10 protein-coding genes and 1 CRISPR repeat array (1 of these 11 only partly in view) are annotated in these 15067 nt (G+C 57.7%); all 10 genes read right to left on the minus strand.

Annotated features, from left to right (window positions below; translation table 11 throughout):
• A CRISPR array of direct repeats spans positions 1-3382; the repeat unit is 33 nt; unit sequence GTTTCAATCCACGCGCCCCGTGCGGGGCGCGAC (it extends 3327 nt beyond the left edge of the window).
• Positions 3383-3555: 173 nt separating this feature from the next.
• The 10 genes from cas2 to HMPREF9162_RS05935 are packed head-to-tail and all read right to left on the minus strand — an operon-like array spanning position 3556 to position 15063.
• A complete protein-coding gene (gene cas2 / locus HMPREF9162_RS05890; RefSeq protein WP_009438724.1) occupies positions 3556-3846 on the minus strand; it encodes a CRISPR-associated endonuclease Cas2 in 291 nt (96 codons plus the stop codon).
• Between the two features lie 12 nt (positions 3847-3858).
• Positions 3859-4887 (minus strand): type I-C CRISPR-associated endonuclease Cas1c, encoded by a 1029-nt coding sequence (gene cas1c / locus HMPREF9162_RS05895; protein WP_009438944.1) that lies wholly within the window; start codon positions 4885-4887, stop codon positions 3859-3861.
• Positions 4884-5543 carry a CRISPR-associated protein Cas4 gene (gene cas4 / locus HMPREF9162_RS05900; RefSeq protein WP_009350458.1) on the minus strand — a complete coding sequence of 220 codons (660 nt, stop codon included), beginning with the start codon at positions 5541-5543 and terminating at the stop codon, positions 4884-4886. The genes cas1c and cas4 overlap by 4 nt, the downstream gene beginning before the upstream one ends.
• 1 nt (position 5544) lies before the next feature.
• Positions 5545-6444, minus strand: a complete 900-nt coding sequence (cas7c, locus tag HMPREF9162_RS05905) for a type I-C CRISPR-associated protein Cas7/Csd2 (RefSeq protein WP_009438669.1) — start codon at positions 6442-6444, stop codon at positions 5545-5547.
• Complete coding sequence (gene cas8c / locus HMPREF9162_RS05910) at positions 6444-8381, minus strand: type I-C CRISPR-associated protein Cas8c/Csd1 (RefSeq protein ID WP_009438895.1); 1938 nt, start codon at positions 8379-8381, stop codon at positions 6444-6446. Before cas8c ends, cas7c begins: the two co-directional genes overlap by 1 nt.
• The gene (cas5c, locus tag HMPREF9162_RS05915; protein ID WP_037350306.1) at positions 8378-9097 is read right to left on the minus strand and encodes a type I-C CRISPR-associated protein Cas5c; all 720 of its coding nucleotides are present in this window, start codon (positions 9095-9097) and stop codon (positions 8378-8380) included. The genes cas8c and cas5c overlap by 4 nt, the downstream gene beginning before the upstream one ends.
• Positions 9098-9110: 13 nt before the next feature.
• Positions 9111-11576 carry a CRISPR-associated helicase/endonuclease Cas3 gene (locus tag HMPREF9162_RS05920; RefSeq protein ID WP_009438825.1) on the minus strand — a complete coding sequence of 822 codons (2466 nt, stop codon included), beginning with the start codon at positions 11574-11576 and terminating at the stop codon, positions 9111-9113.
• A gap of 43 nt (positions 11577-11619) precedes the next feature.
• A complete protein-coding gene (locus tag HMPREF9162_RS05925; protein ID WP_009438885.1) occupies positions 11620-12837 on the minus strand; it encodes a type II secretion system F family protein in 1218 nt (405 codons plus the stop codon).
• The gene (locus HMPREF9162_RS05930; protein WP_009438786.1) at positions 12834-13832 is read right to left on the minus strand and encodes a type IV pilus twitching motility protein PilT; all 999 of its coding nucleotides are present in this window, start codon (positions 13830-13832) and stop codon (positions 12834-12836) included. The genes HMPREF9162_RS05925 and HMPREF9162_RS05930 overlap by 4 nt, the downstream gene beginning before the upstream one ends.
• On the minus strand, positions 13825-15063 hold the full coding sequence (locus HMPREF9162_RS05935) for a GspE/PulE family protein (protein ID WP_037350308.1): 1239 nt from the start codon (positions 15061-15063) through the stop codon (positions 13825-13827). Before HMPREF9162_RS05935 ends, HMPREF9162_RS05930 begins: the two co-directional genes overlap by 8 nt.
• Between the last annotated feature and the right edge of the window lie 4 nt (positions 15064-15067).

A 15067-nucleotide genomic window follows, 5' to 3' on the forward strand; every position in this document is an offset into this window, starting at 1 on the left:
CTAGCCGTGCAAGCCAGTTTCAATCCACGCGCCCCGTGCGGGGCGCGACAAAAATGGCGGCAGAAAGTGTAGAAGGAATACTTGTTTCAATCCACGCGCCCCGTGCGGGGCGCGACTATATAGGGAAACGGCAGCAGGAAAAAGAACATGTTTCAATCCACGCGCCCCGTGCGGGGCGCGACATTGATCCCAATATCCGTACTATTACTTATACAGTTTCAATCCACGCGCCCCGTGCGGGGCGCGACCTATGGCATTAGGCGGCGGTACGTGGCTGTTTCAGTTTCAATCCACGCGCCCCGTGCGGGGCGCGACGCGAGGTAGTCTCTATCTCCCTGCGGGCTACATAGTTTCAATCCACGCGCCCCGTGCGGGGCGCGACTGGTTGATATGGGCAAAAGCAATGCGTGGATCATGTTTCAATCCACGCGCCCCGTGCGGGGCGCGACGGGTGCGGCCGATGCCAGAAAACAAATGGGTGATGTTTCAATCCACGCGCCCCGTGCGGGGCGCGACCTGCCGCATGAGGTCTTTTCCCTGCCGGAGAATGTTTCAATCCACGCGCCCCGTGCGGGGCGCGACTTTACCTCGGCGAGACACAGAACGACGCAGACGGTTTCAATCCACGCGCCCCGTGCGGGGCGCGACTCGGCAGATTCTCACAGACGCGTTCGCCGCCAAAGTTTCAATCCACGCGCCCCGTGCGGGGCGCGACAATTGTATTAAAAGTGTCATTTGCCCCTATAGGGTTTCAATCCACGCGCCCCGTGCGGGGCGCGACACCGCTCACTATTTTCCTCTGCACAATCAAGGCAGTTTCAATCCACGCGCCCCGTGCGGGGCGCGACTTCTTGAGATCCTCTCTCACGCCCAACTTTTTGAGTTTCAATCCACGCGCCCCGTGCGGGGCGCGACTGTGGAGTCTACGCCGCCATGAGGGTTTATGAGGGTTTCAATCCACGCGCCCCGTGCGGGGCGCGACCCCCTAACTTTTTGAAAAGTGCCGAAATGATACGGGTTTCAATCCACGCGCCCCGTGCGGGGCGCGACTCTCGATATTGTAGAACAGGCATATCAGAAATAGTTTCAATCCACGCGCCCCGTGCGGGGCGCGACGTACCAAAAACCGAGCGGCTCTCTCAATCGGTGTAGTTTCAATCCACGCGCCCCGTGCGGGGCGCGACAGCTGCGCTCAACACGTTCGTTTATGACCTAGACGTTTCAATCCACGCGCCCCGTGCGGGGCGCGACATGAGATGAGAGATTTGGATCACGTGCGTCTGCTGTTTCAATCCACGCGCCCCGTGCGGGGCGCGACCGATGCGCTCATGAAGTACCAGCGCGAGGGCAAGTTTCAATCCACGCGCCCCGTGCGGGGCGCGACCGTGCGCATATTTCAACGCTTCTTCCGCGGATACGTTTCAATCCACGCGCCCCGTGCGGGGCGCGACAAGGAGGAAGTCCCGATCCTCGGACGGTTGCTGTTTCAATCCACGCGCCCCGTGCGGGGCGCGACGAGTCTCTATCTCCCTGCGGGCTACGTCAAGGCGTTTCAATCCACGCGCCCCGTGCGGGGCGCGACTCTTCCAGCCCTCCGTATGCCGCTGTTTTTGTCCGTTTCAATCCACGCGCCCCGTGCGGGGCGCGACGAGATTGATTTTAGCGGATTTGATGAGCTTAACGTTTCAATCCACGCGCCCCGTGCGGGGCGCGACAGCGGTCATTGATCTGCTCATTGATGAATTGAAGGTTTCAATCCACGCGCCCCGTGCGGGGCGCGACGGCGGAGGTCAAGAGGTTGTCTGCTGCATGGCAGGTTTCAATCCACGCGCCCCGTGCGGGGCGCGACGGTTGTCATATCGCCCCCGCAGTGGGTACAGGACGTTTCAATCCACGCGCCCCGTGCGGGGCGCGACTGAGGTGGACCGCTTTCCAGAATCTGCCGGCATAGTTTCAATCCACGCGCCCCGTGCGGGGCGCGACCGCAAAGTCATAGACTATATGAACAGCCACGACGGTTTCAATCCACGCGCCCCGTGCGGGGCGCGACCCTATGCGGCTGAGAGTGCGTAAGGAGGAAACATGTTTCAATCCACGCGCCCCGTGCGGGGCGCGACACCGACTACTACGTGGACGGTGTCAAGTCCAAGAAGTTTCAATCCACGCGCCCCGTGCGGGGCGCGACATGCTCACGCCGCGTGTCCCATTTGATGAGACAGTTTCAATCCACGCGCCCCGTGCGGGGCGCGACTAAGACCCCCAGGCTGTCAAATAAGCTGTCAAAGTTTCAATCCACGCGCCCCGTGCGGGGCGCGACGCGGGCAGGTGGCGCGGTGATAGGAGGAACAAATGTTTCAATCCACGCGCCCCGTGCGGGGCGCGACGGCGAGAGCGTCAGCGAGCCGCTCACAGTCGACGTTTCAATCCACGCGCCCCGTGCGGGGCGCGACCCTCAACGCCGTGCAATACATGGAGTGGTTAAGGGTTTCAATCCACGCGCCCCGTGCGGGGCGCGACGCCCCGACCCTGTGATATTCACATGATAGTCTTCGTTTCAATCCACGCGCCCCGTGCGGGGCGCGACTCGAAGACTCGTTCATAAGGAGCGCCGTTGCCGTTTCAATCCACGCGCCCCGTGCGGGGCGCGACGATTTGAAATGCGTCTGAGTACTGCCACAACAAGTTTCAATCCACGCGCCCCGTGCGGGGCGCGACGCCGGACTGGATAATCGCAGCACAGGGGCGTCTGTTTCAATCCACGCGCCCCGTGCGGGGCGCGACATTGCGGGAATCAAGCAGGGTGCCAACGGCGTGGTTTCAATCCACGCGCCCCGTGCGGGGCGCGACAGCGTCCTGCGGGGCGCTTTTTGTATGCCTTCACGTTTCAATCCACGCGCCCCGTGCGGGGCGCGACAGCTGTTCCCCCGGCGGCGTTCTAAGTCTTGCAGGTTTCAATCCACGCGCCCCGTGCGGGGCGCGACGCCATCGGAGAGGGCGGCAGAGAGCGCACCGTGACGTTTCAATCCACGCGCCCCGTGCGGGGCGCGACAACGGCAATCGCCGAGGGCATCGCCAAGCGTATGTTTCAATCCACGCGCCCCGTGCGGGGCGCGACAACGACGAAGCCCTGTCTCCCGATGTACCCAGCCGTTTCAATCCACGCGCCCCGTGCGGGGCGCGACCTGCCGCATGAGGTCTTTTCCCTGCCGGAGAATGTTTCAATCCACGCGCCCCGTGCGGGGCGCGACGCCTTGCTACCTCCATCGAGCAGTCCGAGAGGGAGTTTCAATCCACGCGCCCCGTGCGGGGCGCGACTGCATCTCATCAATCCGTGCACGCGCCGCCGGCGGTTTCAATCCACGCGCCCCGTGCGGGGCGCGACAGCAACCGGTTCCACAAAGGGAGCCTTTTGCCACGTATTTATGGGTGTTACTCGCCACAAATACGATTTTTCTCGGCGGTTCGTCCCACGTCCCTCCTTTGGCACGGTTCTTCCGCCTATATTTTATCATGCTATTTTCTGTTCACTTCACCTTCGCACTCATAAAGAACTGCTCAGATGATGACGGCCGCCTCCAAGTCGTAAGACTCTTTGGTTCCGTAATGCTTCACCTTCGGCCCTTTATCCTTCCCGAGAAAATAAAACCGAAGGCTGTCTTCCTGCAGGTCTATGATGTCAAGCAGGGCGAGTTCCAACTGTTTGCACTGTGTTGGGTCTACTTTACACTCGAAGACAGAGTTCTGCACGCGCTGTGCATATGCGCGGCATTTCCGCGCAACCTGGCGCAGGCGCCGCCTCCCTTCGACATCGACAGTTTTGATATCGTAGGTAATCAGAACATACATGACATCCCCCTCCTACTTCCATAGGAACGGCGGATATGCGTCGAGGTCACTGCGCAGATAGCGCGCGAGGAGCATGGCCTGCACATGCGGCACAAGACCCCGCTTCACCTTTTCCTCCATAAAGGGATGCGTGATGCTCGTCTCCTTGTGTGCGTGCCACGCTTCAAGAATTTTCTTCCGCCCGTCGTCCGTGAGACGAACGGCGCCGCTCTCCTCGGTTTTAAAATCCCTTCCGCAAATCTTTTTCGTATTGACCATCGAAAACGCCGTGCGATCTGCCGTCGGACGAAGTTCTTCCATCATGTCGAGCGCGAGCGACTGCCGCCCCGGACGATCGCGATGCAGAAAACCGACATAGGAATCCAGTCCGACGCCCTCGAGCGCGGATGCGACATCGTTCATGAGCAGCGCATAGAGAAAGGACAGCAGGCAGTTCATGTTGTCGAGCGGCGGTCTGCGGTTGCGTTCCGTGAAGAAGAAATCCTTCTTTTGTTTGAGAATCATATCGTCGAATAGGGAGAAGTACGCGACTGCGGCCTTCCCTTCGACGCCGCGCAGCTCTTCTAAATCCCGCGTCTTCATCACTTCACGACACGATGTTTGGAGAAATTCGCTCATACTGCTGAATTTCTCCTCGTCAATCCGCAGCGCATGATCTCTGCGTGTGCGCTCGATTGTCCAACGCGCATTATATATCTTCCCGAGGATAAAGTTCTGCGCAAGGGGCAGAGATTCCTCCTCGCTGTCCGCACGCCGGTACTGTTCTTTGCGCAAAAGGACGTTGCCGTTGGTCTTGCCGATGACGCGCGCTTGGAACCGGCCCTCCGGCGTCATGAACGTCAGCGCGATGTTGTCTTCGGCGCATTTTCTCATGAGCGCAGGGCTCGCCCCCGTATAGCCAAAGGTTGTAATCTGCTCAAAGTTATGGAGCGGAAAACGCGCGAGTTCCTTATTCTCGCGACGAACGACGACGTTGTTTCCGTCGAGCGCGAGATATGCCTCGTCTTGGTTGACATAAAGCGTGTTGAGGAGCGGTTTCATCCTTCGGCTAGCCTCCTCTCCAAATACCGTTTTGCCGACCCGAGCCGTTTCAGTTTCGGAACGCAGACCGTGCTGAGCGAACAGTTGGCACAGCCTTTTCTCCGTTTTACCTCAGGCGTGTGTCCGCGTGCGATATACCGGCGCATCTGCGCAACCAGAACGGGAATCTGCGCTTTCAGCTCATCCGAGATGTCCACCTTAACGCGCCTGCGAATCTCTCCGTAGTAAAGAAACCCGAAGGGAATCTCTGCCGCGAGCATATCCTCGAGGCAGAGTGCCTGCAGTGTCAGCTGAAGCACATCCTCATTCCCTTCCTTCGGCTTTCCTCTCTTGTATTCGATGGGGACAACACGATATCGCCCCGCATAAGAGGGAATCGCAACGCCTGCGGTATCGGCATGGAACTCGACGACGTCGCATGCGCCGGAGATGCCGAGGCGGCCGGACGCGACGCGCATGCCGCGCACGATGATTTTACCGCCGCGCTTTTCCTTGATGTCCTCATCGTGCGCCTTTTCGTGCAGGGCATTGCCCTCAACGGTCAATACGTTCTCCTGCCAGTGCTGCTCGAGATGAATCAGCCCCCATTGGCGCGGACAAAAGGCATAATGCTGAATCTCCGAGAGCTGCAGATAGTCTTCCTCCGCATAGCCCATATCACTCGACCTTACTGCCCTCGATGTATTTTTCGATGCGAACGCCGCTGAGTGCATAGAGGGCGCTGTCGTTAAACGTATAGTCCTCGAGCGACTTTGGCATATCCACGCCGTCTTTTTTATGCCCTTCGACACTCCGATGCACTTTTGCACTTGACGCGGCACCGGTCTTATTGTGATGCTCAATCCAGTAGAACCGGTTCATCTCCATGCTGCCCTCGGGGCGTGCCGACGAAGCGTCGTTCTCAAAGATTGTGAGCAGGGCCTCCTTGACCTTGCGCGCATCCTCCTCGCTGAATCCTGTTTTTTCGGCAAGCTGGACATTGATGCTCCCCTGCACTTTGTAAACGCCGAAGTCCACACGGTACTTCATGCCCATTGTATCCGAGCCCTTCTTATCCCCCGGCTCGTTATTGACGCTCTTCGTAATCTGAACGCCCGTAATGGTGACGGGATCAAGACTGACCGCCGTATGAATCGTCACGGGACCGCGCACGCCTACGGAGACCGCATCGACCCCGGTGCCGGCTTTCAGCGCGAATACCTGTCCGAATGCACGGACGTCGAACCATGCCTTCGCGGCTTCTTCCGCAATGAGACGAATGCGTCCCTTCTCTTTATCCTTCATTTTCAATGGTTTTTCCATCGCGGGATTGCCCTCAACACGCGAACGGATGCTGTCGTAACCGTCATCCACGCGTTCATTCGACTGGACGAGGATGGATTCGCCCGCATCCTGCAAACGATTACGGAGCTTCCTCTTGAGGCATACGTCTGAGATTTCTCCGTAGCCGTCATAGTCCTCGCGCGGCTGATTGCCGTTCAGAGGATCTCCATTCGGGTTCGCATGATCCACGACGACGAACCCGATGAAATCAATTTTATTTGTTAATGCAACCATTATACATTCTCCTCTCTCTTCTCTTCCGCTTTCTGCCGATTTTCTTTCCGCTCGAGGTCCATTGCATAATTTTGGCAAGAGAACCCCAACAGGAACTTCACATCGAGCGGCGCATCCGAACTAAAATCTTTATCGTCGAACAGCCAACAAATTTTATCAATCAGCTTCCTTTCTTTACCACCATAGCGTTCCCTTTTCTGTTCGTACGGAAGCAGCTTTTTCCGCAATGTCATCCATGTCGATGCCGGACGAACCGAAAAGATTTCCATATAGCGCATCGCATTGGTCGTGCGGCTCGCAAGCTCCTCCCGACTAAACGTCGCTCGCTCCATCTGGTCGGCGACGGAAAGCAGCCTGCCAAACAGATAAGACCTGTCTTTCTTCTCCTCGTCAAGCGCCACAGTATACTCCTCCTTCATATGATTGAGACGATTGCAGATAATGGAGCACGCCGGCTCAAGCAGCCGTCTGTGCCAACCGAAATAATCGTCAATCGCGGCTCTTTTCACCGTTCTGCTGAGCACCATTTTTGCCATATCGAGCGGTAGCGCCTGTCCCTGCACAATGGCGCAAAAGATACGCTCCAACTCCATTTTTAATTGGTTGTCGCCAATATTTTCTCCATGACAGGCTTCGACCAGTCGCTTCGGTACCGGCACGCCAAAATACGCATAGGACTTCCCGGTCTCCTTGTCATAGCCGTGCTGGAGCCAGCGTCCGCAGCTGTGCCACTTCTCGATGCGCTTGATAAAGTCTTCCCCCGCCATCTCGCTGTAATAGCAGATAGAAAGACGCCCGGGGGTTGCGGCATCGAGAATCATGACGTTAACTTGACTCGTCTCCGCCCGTTTGAATTCGGCGCGATAGCCTTCCAGCGTGCGCTTCATGGACGCAGCCCAGTCCTTCATCGTGACCGGCATTGATGGCGCTGCGCCCGCTGCCCGCCGTCGGCGCGTCATCCTTGCCGTATCGTCGAACGCGGAGGGAATTTCCTGCGCATGCCGCCCCCACGCAAGGAATACGCGCCCATCGACGACGTAACCTTGACTGCGAATGAGCCACATCAGGGCATTCATCGCCTTTTGTGAAGTTTCATAACCGATGGCAAGGCACTCGTCCGCATCGGCAAACCGACCGCGAAACGTAAAGCCTTGGCTGTCGTTGGAGGAAATGATTTTCGCGCCGTCGCCCGCGAACCGAATCCCCTTGCCGTGTTTGTCCGTCACGGGGAGCATCTCTCCCGTTGCATAACATAATTTTTGCTCCATATCGGAGAAGTGATGCGCAAAAAACTGCCGGTATTTCTTTTGTAAATTGGTGTCTCTCCAAAGCTCCGGACAATCGTCGCCGTCGAGCTCCACGCGGAACCGCACCATCGATTTCAGAACGTCGCCGGCAGCAGCCTTAAAAATCGGCGGCTTTTCCTGTTCCTTATCCGTCCACTTTTGAAGAATCTCCCCCTTCTCGTTACAATAGAGCACCTTCTTTGCAATCAAATCGTGAATCGCATCATGCTCCGTGATGTAACGATAAACGGCTCGCACCTTAGGGTCAGTGTCCTCCGACTGCGCCCATGCACTCAGCAGTTCTTTATACTGCTCATAAGCACTCTTCTGGTCTTTTTTCTTCGCCGGGACGAACGAATGATAATCCCGCGCGATATAGGACAGGTTATCATGCAGCGGATGCGGCGATGGGCTGGACGTCCGCGACGCCGAATCCGGCGTACAGGGAATGAGCGTCGGCTGCTGCCCCTTATCCGACACGACCTCGGCATGAATGAGCCGTCCGTCTCCGCTCAATGTCATCTCAATCAGAGCGTTCTGCACGATATGCCCAACGGGAGGAAGGAGCGCCTTCATGCCGGCAGCGCCGACTTTTCCGGCAAACTGTTCGTTTTCGTTATACGTTTGTACCAACTGCTCCATCCAGCTCATAGACGCCCTCCTTCCAGCTCTTTGAGTTCTTCCTCCGCGAACGTAACGCTGTTCTTGTCAAACAGCTTGGTCGTTACCTTGCGCACATCGCGGACAAGGGTGCATTCCTCGGGGCGCGGGAAACGGAGCACGCCGTCCTTCATCATCGGCTGCCATAGCCGCACTTGGAGCATATTGCCTCCCGTCTCATCGGCATAGTTAAACCCGTGAAACATCGTACCGAGCGGCATCTCACCCGCGTGGTCATAATATCCCTCGCCTTCCCCATAGGTGATGGGCTCGACATAGCCCTGACACTCGCGCGTGCCGAGGAAGATATCGCGGCGCCCGCCGCGCTCCACCATGCGCTTTGCGATGTTGTGGTGCTTATGCTCATCCCTGTCCCCTGCAAGCTCTTTGCGATGCGTATTGAACTCGAAATGCGCGCGCACTTGATAGCAAACATCGCTCAGATATTTGTAGACAGAGAGGTCATTTCCACCGCCGCCGTACTTTAACGGCTTTACACCGCGCGACTGCGTGGCAATCCGATGCATCACCCGCACCTCGTCAATCACCCAAAAGATGGTGGGCTTCCAATAGATACTCTCCGTGATGCCCTTGAGCGCTTGATAGGTCGGCACAGAGTAGGAGGAGCGTTCGCCGCCGATCTTCGTGATCGGGTCGGTGAAGAGCGCCATCCTGCCGTATACTTGGAACTCGATTCCATTTCTCATCATATTCACCTCCTTAAATCATGCAGTACGCATTCTGCTGCTCCTCGAACTGCACGCCGAATGCCTCGCTGTAATATTCTTCGCGCAGCGCAATCACCCCGCTCTCTGTCCTCCGGACGGCGCCCATGCCGGAAAGCCTTTTTATTTCATAAGAGAAAAGGTTCACCGTGTACTGCTGCGCCCGTTTCATATTCTTATAAAACAGTCTTTTATCCTCTGTTTTCGTATCAAATGCAAGTGCCAGCTCCTTTCCCGCACCGTAAGGCACCAGCACAGCCTCTGCATGAGAATCTATGACTTCAAACGCCCGGCCTGCATCATGAAATGCGTGCGCAAAACCGGTATGTACCTCATCTCCGCGCTCCTTGCATACGCTCACCCCCGCATGGTTGACGGACAAGAGGTCAAGCAAGGTATTCCCATCATGCAGGGGGTAGCCCATGCGCCCCTCTATTTGCTCTTTATAAAATTTACGGAAGTATTCTTCCATCGCTTGAGGAGAAAGGATCCCATCTGCCTCCTTCTCAAACAGCAGTGCGCGCGCAATTTTTTGTCCCGCTTGTATATCCTCAAGACGGCTGAGATTTTCATCGGTAAATGCAAAGATGCGCACAGTCCCCTGCGCCAGTTCGCCGTGCCGATTACACCGCCCTGCCGCCTGCGCAATGGAGGAAAAACCCGCAAGCGCGCGATAAACGACGGGGAACGAAACATCCACACCCGCTTCGACGAGCTGAGTACTGATGCAAATGAGCCGTCTCTCGGGATGTTCTTTGCGGCACCTGAGTTCCTCTCGCACTTCTGCGAGGACTTTCTTACGATGTGCGGGACACATCTTCGTGCTCAGGTGTACCGCGCGAATCTCTATATCAGCATCCTGAACGAGCTCCAATACCCCCCGATAGAGTTCCCGCGCCTGCTTCGTGAGGTTCACAATGCAGAGCACATCGCCTTCTTCCTCCGCACTCCTGCAAATCGCCGCGGCAATATCTTCCACGGAGCTGCCTCCGTCGCGGCAGCAATTTTCGATGCGCACGCGTCGGAATGCGTCGAACACTTCCGATATATCCGTTGTCAGCTCGGCGCCCCTCCCGGCATCAATCGGGAAATCCAATTTTTCCAGCGGCGGCTGCGTCGCTGTACACAGAATGGTCGTCGTCCGGCAGAAATCCTTGAGAAAGTTTATCGCAAGATTGAACATATACGTGCATTTCACGGGAAGCGTCTGTATCTCGTCAAATATCAATATGCTGTCCTGCAGCGCGTGCAGTCTTCTGATGGAACTGTTTCCGCCGGCAAAGAGCGTATTGAGAAACTGCACCTGCGTCGTAAATATCACGGGGACATCCCAGCGCTCCGTTAGGATGCGCCGCCAATCCATGCCCTCCGTATCTTCTCCGTCATCCTCTTCCAAGATGACATTGGAGTGATGCTCTAGAACCGCCTCGTCCCGGTCAAAGATCTCACGAATCTCCTTGGCATTTTGGTCGATAATTGAGGTAAACGGTATCACAACGATAATTCGTTTCTTATGCCAGCGCTTTGCATGCGCGAGCGCAAAACGCATACCGGCAAGCGTCTTGCCGCCGCCCGTCGGAACAGTGAGCCGATAGATGCCCGGCGTCTGCTCCGCCGCGTGCAGGCAGTCGTCGCTGATCTTTTGGCGCAGCTGTACGATGCTCTTCGCCTTTTCTTCCCGCGGTATGGGAAAGCCCGCAATCTTCTTTTCGAGCTTTGCGGAGAACTCCTCCCAAAGTGGCTTCGTCTCCCATGCGCATGTCAGATTGTCGCCCAGTTCAAACTCCGCACTGTCCAAGCGGTCCGCATCCACGAGCATACTAAAAAGAAGCTTGATGACCATACCCCAATAGAAAAAATATATTTCATCCGACTTCTGTTTTTGTATCTGCTCATCCAACGCAGACAGCTCATGCACCGCCTTTGCAAAGAGGTTATCCAATTCCTCTTCCGAGATAATATTTTCAAAAAAATATCCAAGGTCAACACCCGTCAGTATATCCGCTTTGTCCATCCGATGTGAAAACGTATAGGCATCTTCTCTGCCGGAGGCGTTCATCAGCCCATGTTCACCAATATAATTCAAAAGTCCCGTATGATGAGAAAATATTGCAAGCGCAGCAAGCTCAATGACAAGCTGTTGGTCATCACTTTTCCCCCCGTATCGAGCCATGAGGAGCTTCCCGCCTGCCGAGGAATGGTCAACTGTGCCCTTCCTACTATAGTCGCCGGGGTGTGCATGGCTCCAAGAAAGATATTCTGCAAACGCCTCGCTGCATTTGCCTAGATCGTGCAGGATACCGATAAGATACGCTGTCGAGGAAAGCCCCGCCGCCTCGGCGGATGCCGACATCAGACCGGCAACGTGACGCAGATGCTCAGAAAGCGACTGCGCTTGGGGCGCGCCGTTTTTCCTATTCAAATCGTCTTTCTTCATATGTGCAAGATACACACGCGCCATACAAGCCTCCCTGCCGATACTTCAAATTAGTTTGGCGAAAAAACTACATCATCCGATCCATCGCCTCAAAGACGGGCAGTAAGAATGACAGTACCCCGAAGAAAATCACGAGTCCGATCACGACGATCATGATCGGCTCAGCAAGCGCCTCAATGCGCGCCGCGAGCTGTTTCGACACACGTTTACAGTAGTCCGCCGACCGTCGCAGCAGCCTCTCGAGGTCACCCGCCGTCTCCCCCGCCGCAAGCATTCCCTGCAAAAGCTGAGGGAGCTGTCCCTCCTGTGCAAGCGCATAGGCAAGCGTGCGTCCCTGCATGAGACGTTCCTCCACGCGCCCGAGCGAGCGGACGAGCACGCAGTTCCCCGCCACAGAACGTGCTAAATGCACCGCGCAGTCCAGCCGTATACCGCTGTGCATCAGGATAGCTAGAGTTCTGAGGATCATCCCCCACGCCGAAAATCGCAGAAAGCGCCCCAATACAGGCACACAAAGCAGCAACGCATCCAAATAATACCGCAGCGCAGGCACACGCACGAGCGCAATCATTCCGACGAGGAGCAAAACGGCGGCGCCGGGGACGAGGTAGGGATGAGTCGTAAATACATCCGCAGCCTGCAACAGGAGACGCGTCGGAAGCGGCGGCTCCGCCCCGAGGTCGCGCAGGAGAGAGGCAAATACCGGCAGGATAAACATCGTCATGAGCACGATCAAAAATCCCGTCGCCACGAGCAAAAAGAGCGGATACGCAAGCGCGCTTTTCATCGACTCCCGCAGTGTATGCGCCTCCGTGAGGAACGCCGCCGTCTCCGCAAAGATATGATCCAACGTGCCGCTCTCCTCTCCCGCACGAACCATGCCGACAACACTCGGTGAGAACACCCTCGGTCGGCGCTCCATCGCCTGTGACAGCGCCGTACCGCACAGCACATCCGCATGGAGCACGGCAACAAGCCGTCCGTAAGCAGATGCGGCATCCGCCCCCGCCGCGATCTGCCCCAGCGCCTCATGAACCGGCATCCCTGCAGCCAGCAGTGCCGCCAGTTCCTCAAAGAGTGCGATGCGCTCCTCCTCCGACGGCACATCAAGGCACCATAAGCGAATGTCCCCCACGCGCAGCAGACGACGCCGCTCCTTGAGATCGACCACCGTCAGCCCCTCTGCAGCAAGACTGCGCACTGCCTTCACAGGATGCTCCGCCGTAACCGTCCCCTTGACACGCGTTCCATCCGTCGCGCACGCACGATAGGAAAACGACTTCATCGGATGCGCCCCTCTGCCCGCAGAGTCGCCTCCGCCATCGCCGCCGTCTGCATTCCCTGCGCTGCACCGCTCATCATCACGGAGTCAAGCTGCGCATAATGTCCCTGCCGAATCATATTGCGTACGGCAGTCGTCGCGCAAAGCGCTTCGATCAGCGCAACGCGCCCGCCGGACACGCACGGCAGGAGCTGCTGTGCAAAGATGCCCGTTACCGTATCGGCAAATGCCGCACGCACGGCATCACGCACATCCGCCGGGAACATACTCTCCACGCGGAGCGCCGTCTGCGCAGCACTGCGTGTATGGAGCGTACCGAGCACGAGCACCCCCGTCGCCGCCGCCGAAAGCGCCGCCTCCATCGTCTCACGGTCGCGGATTTCGCCGATGAGCAGGATATCAGGATCCTCACGCAGCGCGCTCCGCACGCCCGCCGGAAAGGATAAAAAATCGCGCCCAAGAGCTCGCTGACTAATGAACGAGCGCTTAGGCGCAAATATGTATTCCATCGGATCCTCGAGCGTCACAATATGCGCCGCCCGCGTTTGATTGATGTCCTCGAGCAGCGCCGCAATCGTCGTCGTCTTGCCCGAGCCGGTCGCCCCGCAGACGAGCGCCAGTCCTTCACGTGCCGCAGCGAGCGCACGGAGCGAAGCGGGCATCCCGATTTCCCCAGGCGTACGAATCCGCGCCGGTAAAAGGCGAAACGCAAGCGCAGGAACATCCCGTACCCTGTATACATTTCCACGAAATCGACGTCCCTCGTACTGCCACGAAAAGTCCACATCATGCTGTGCGGCAAGTACCGCCTGCTGCCCCTCGGAGAGCATCGAGGCCGTCAGCACATGCATAAAGTCTGCGGTCGGCGTCATCTCCGCCGCACACAGCACACCGTCACAGCGCATTTGTACTCGCTGATGTGCAGAGACATGGAGATCGGACGCCTCCGCCGCGATTGCCCGCCGCAGGATTTTCTCCCATTGCATCTGCTCATCCATAGAGCGCCCTCCCGACTTCATCCAGAGTCGTTTCTCCTCTGATCACCTTGACCACGCCGTCCTGCCACAGCGTCTCCACGCCGTCCTCCGCTGCCGCCGCATAGAGCGCCGCTTTGTCCTCCTCCCGCAGGATTGCGCCGCGAATGCGTTCGGAGACAGGCAGCACCTCATGGATCGCCATGCGACCGCTATAGCCCGTGCCGCGACAATGCGCGCAGCCCCGTCCGCGTGTGAGTTGCAGCCCCTCCTGATAAAACGCGCCGAGCTGTGCCGCTTCTTTTTCTCCCGGTGTATAGCGCTCACGGCAGTGCGGACAGATACGACGTACCAGCCGCTGCGCAATCACCCCCGAGAGCGTCGCCGCAAGAAGATAGCGCGGCACGCTCATTTCCGCCATGCGAAAGACCGCCGACACCGCATCCTCCGTGTGCAGCGTCGAAAAGAGCGCATGTCCCGTCAGCGCGATACGCACCGCCATCTCCGCTGTCTCTCGATCGCGGATCTCACCGAGAAGGATCTTCTGCGCATCCTGCCGGAGCGCCGCGCGCAGTCCTGCGACAAACGTCAGCCCCGCCTCCGGATTTACCTGTATTTGGCTCACCCCATCGATGCGCCGCTCCACAGGATCCTCGAGCGTCATGATATTACAGCTCACATCGCTGAGCGCCGCAATCGCCGCATAGAGCGTCGTCGTCTTGCCCGAGTTCATCGGTCCGCAGAGGAGGAGCAGCCCCGTCGGGCGACGAATCAGGCTTTCAAAAAGTGAGAGATTCCGCGCGGAAAAGCCCAACTCCGCACAACCGAGAAACCGCGCGTCCGCATCCATAATGCGCACAACCATCCGCTCACCGTCCATAACGGGAAGCACCGCAACACGCATATCCACAACACGCCCCTCATGCGAGTGGGAGAGCTTACCATCCTGCGGGCGGTTGCGCTTTGCCGTATCGATGCCCGCCATCACCTTGAGTCGCGCAATCACAACGGGAGCGAGCTCTCTTGGCAGATGCGGCGCAATTTCCCGCAGCAGCCCGTCCACACGCAGGCGGATACGCATCCCGCCGCCCTGAGGCTCGAGGTGGATGTCCGTCGCCCCCTCGGAAAGCCCGGCTCCTAGAATCGCGTTCACGAGCGCAACAACCGGACTGCCCTGTGCCCCACCCTCACGAGTGCCGGCGCGCAGATCACGCATCGCTGCCGCCACAAGTCTCTCCGGAAACACTTGCTCCATGGCG

Source organism: Selenomonas sp. oral taxon 137 str. F0430, from assembly GCF_000183625.1.
Lineage (GTDB): Bacteria > Bacillota > Negativicutes > Selenomonadales > Selenomonadaceae > Centipeda > Centipeda artemidis.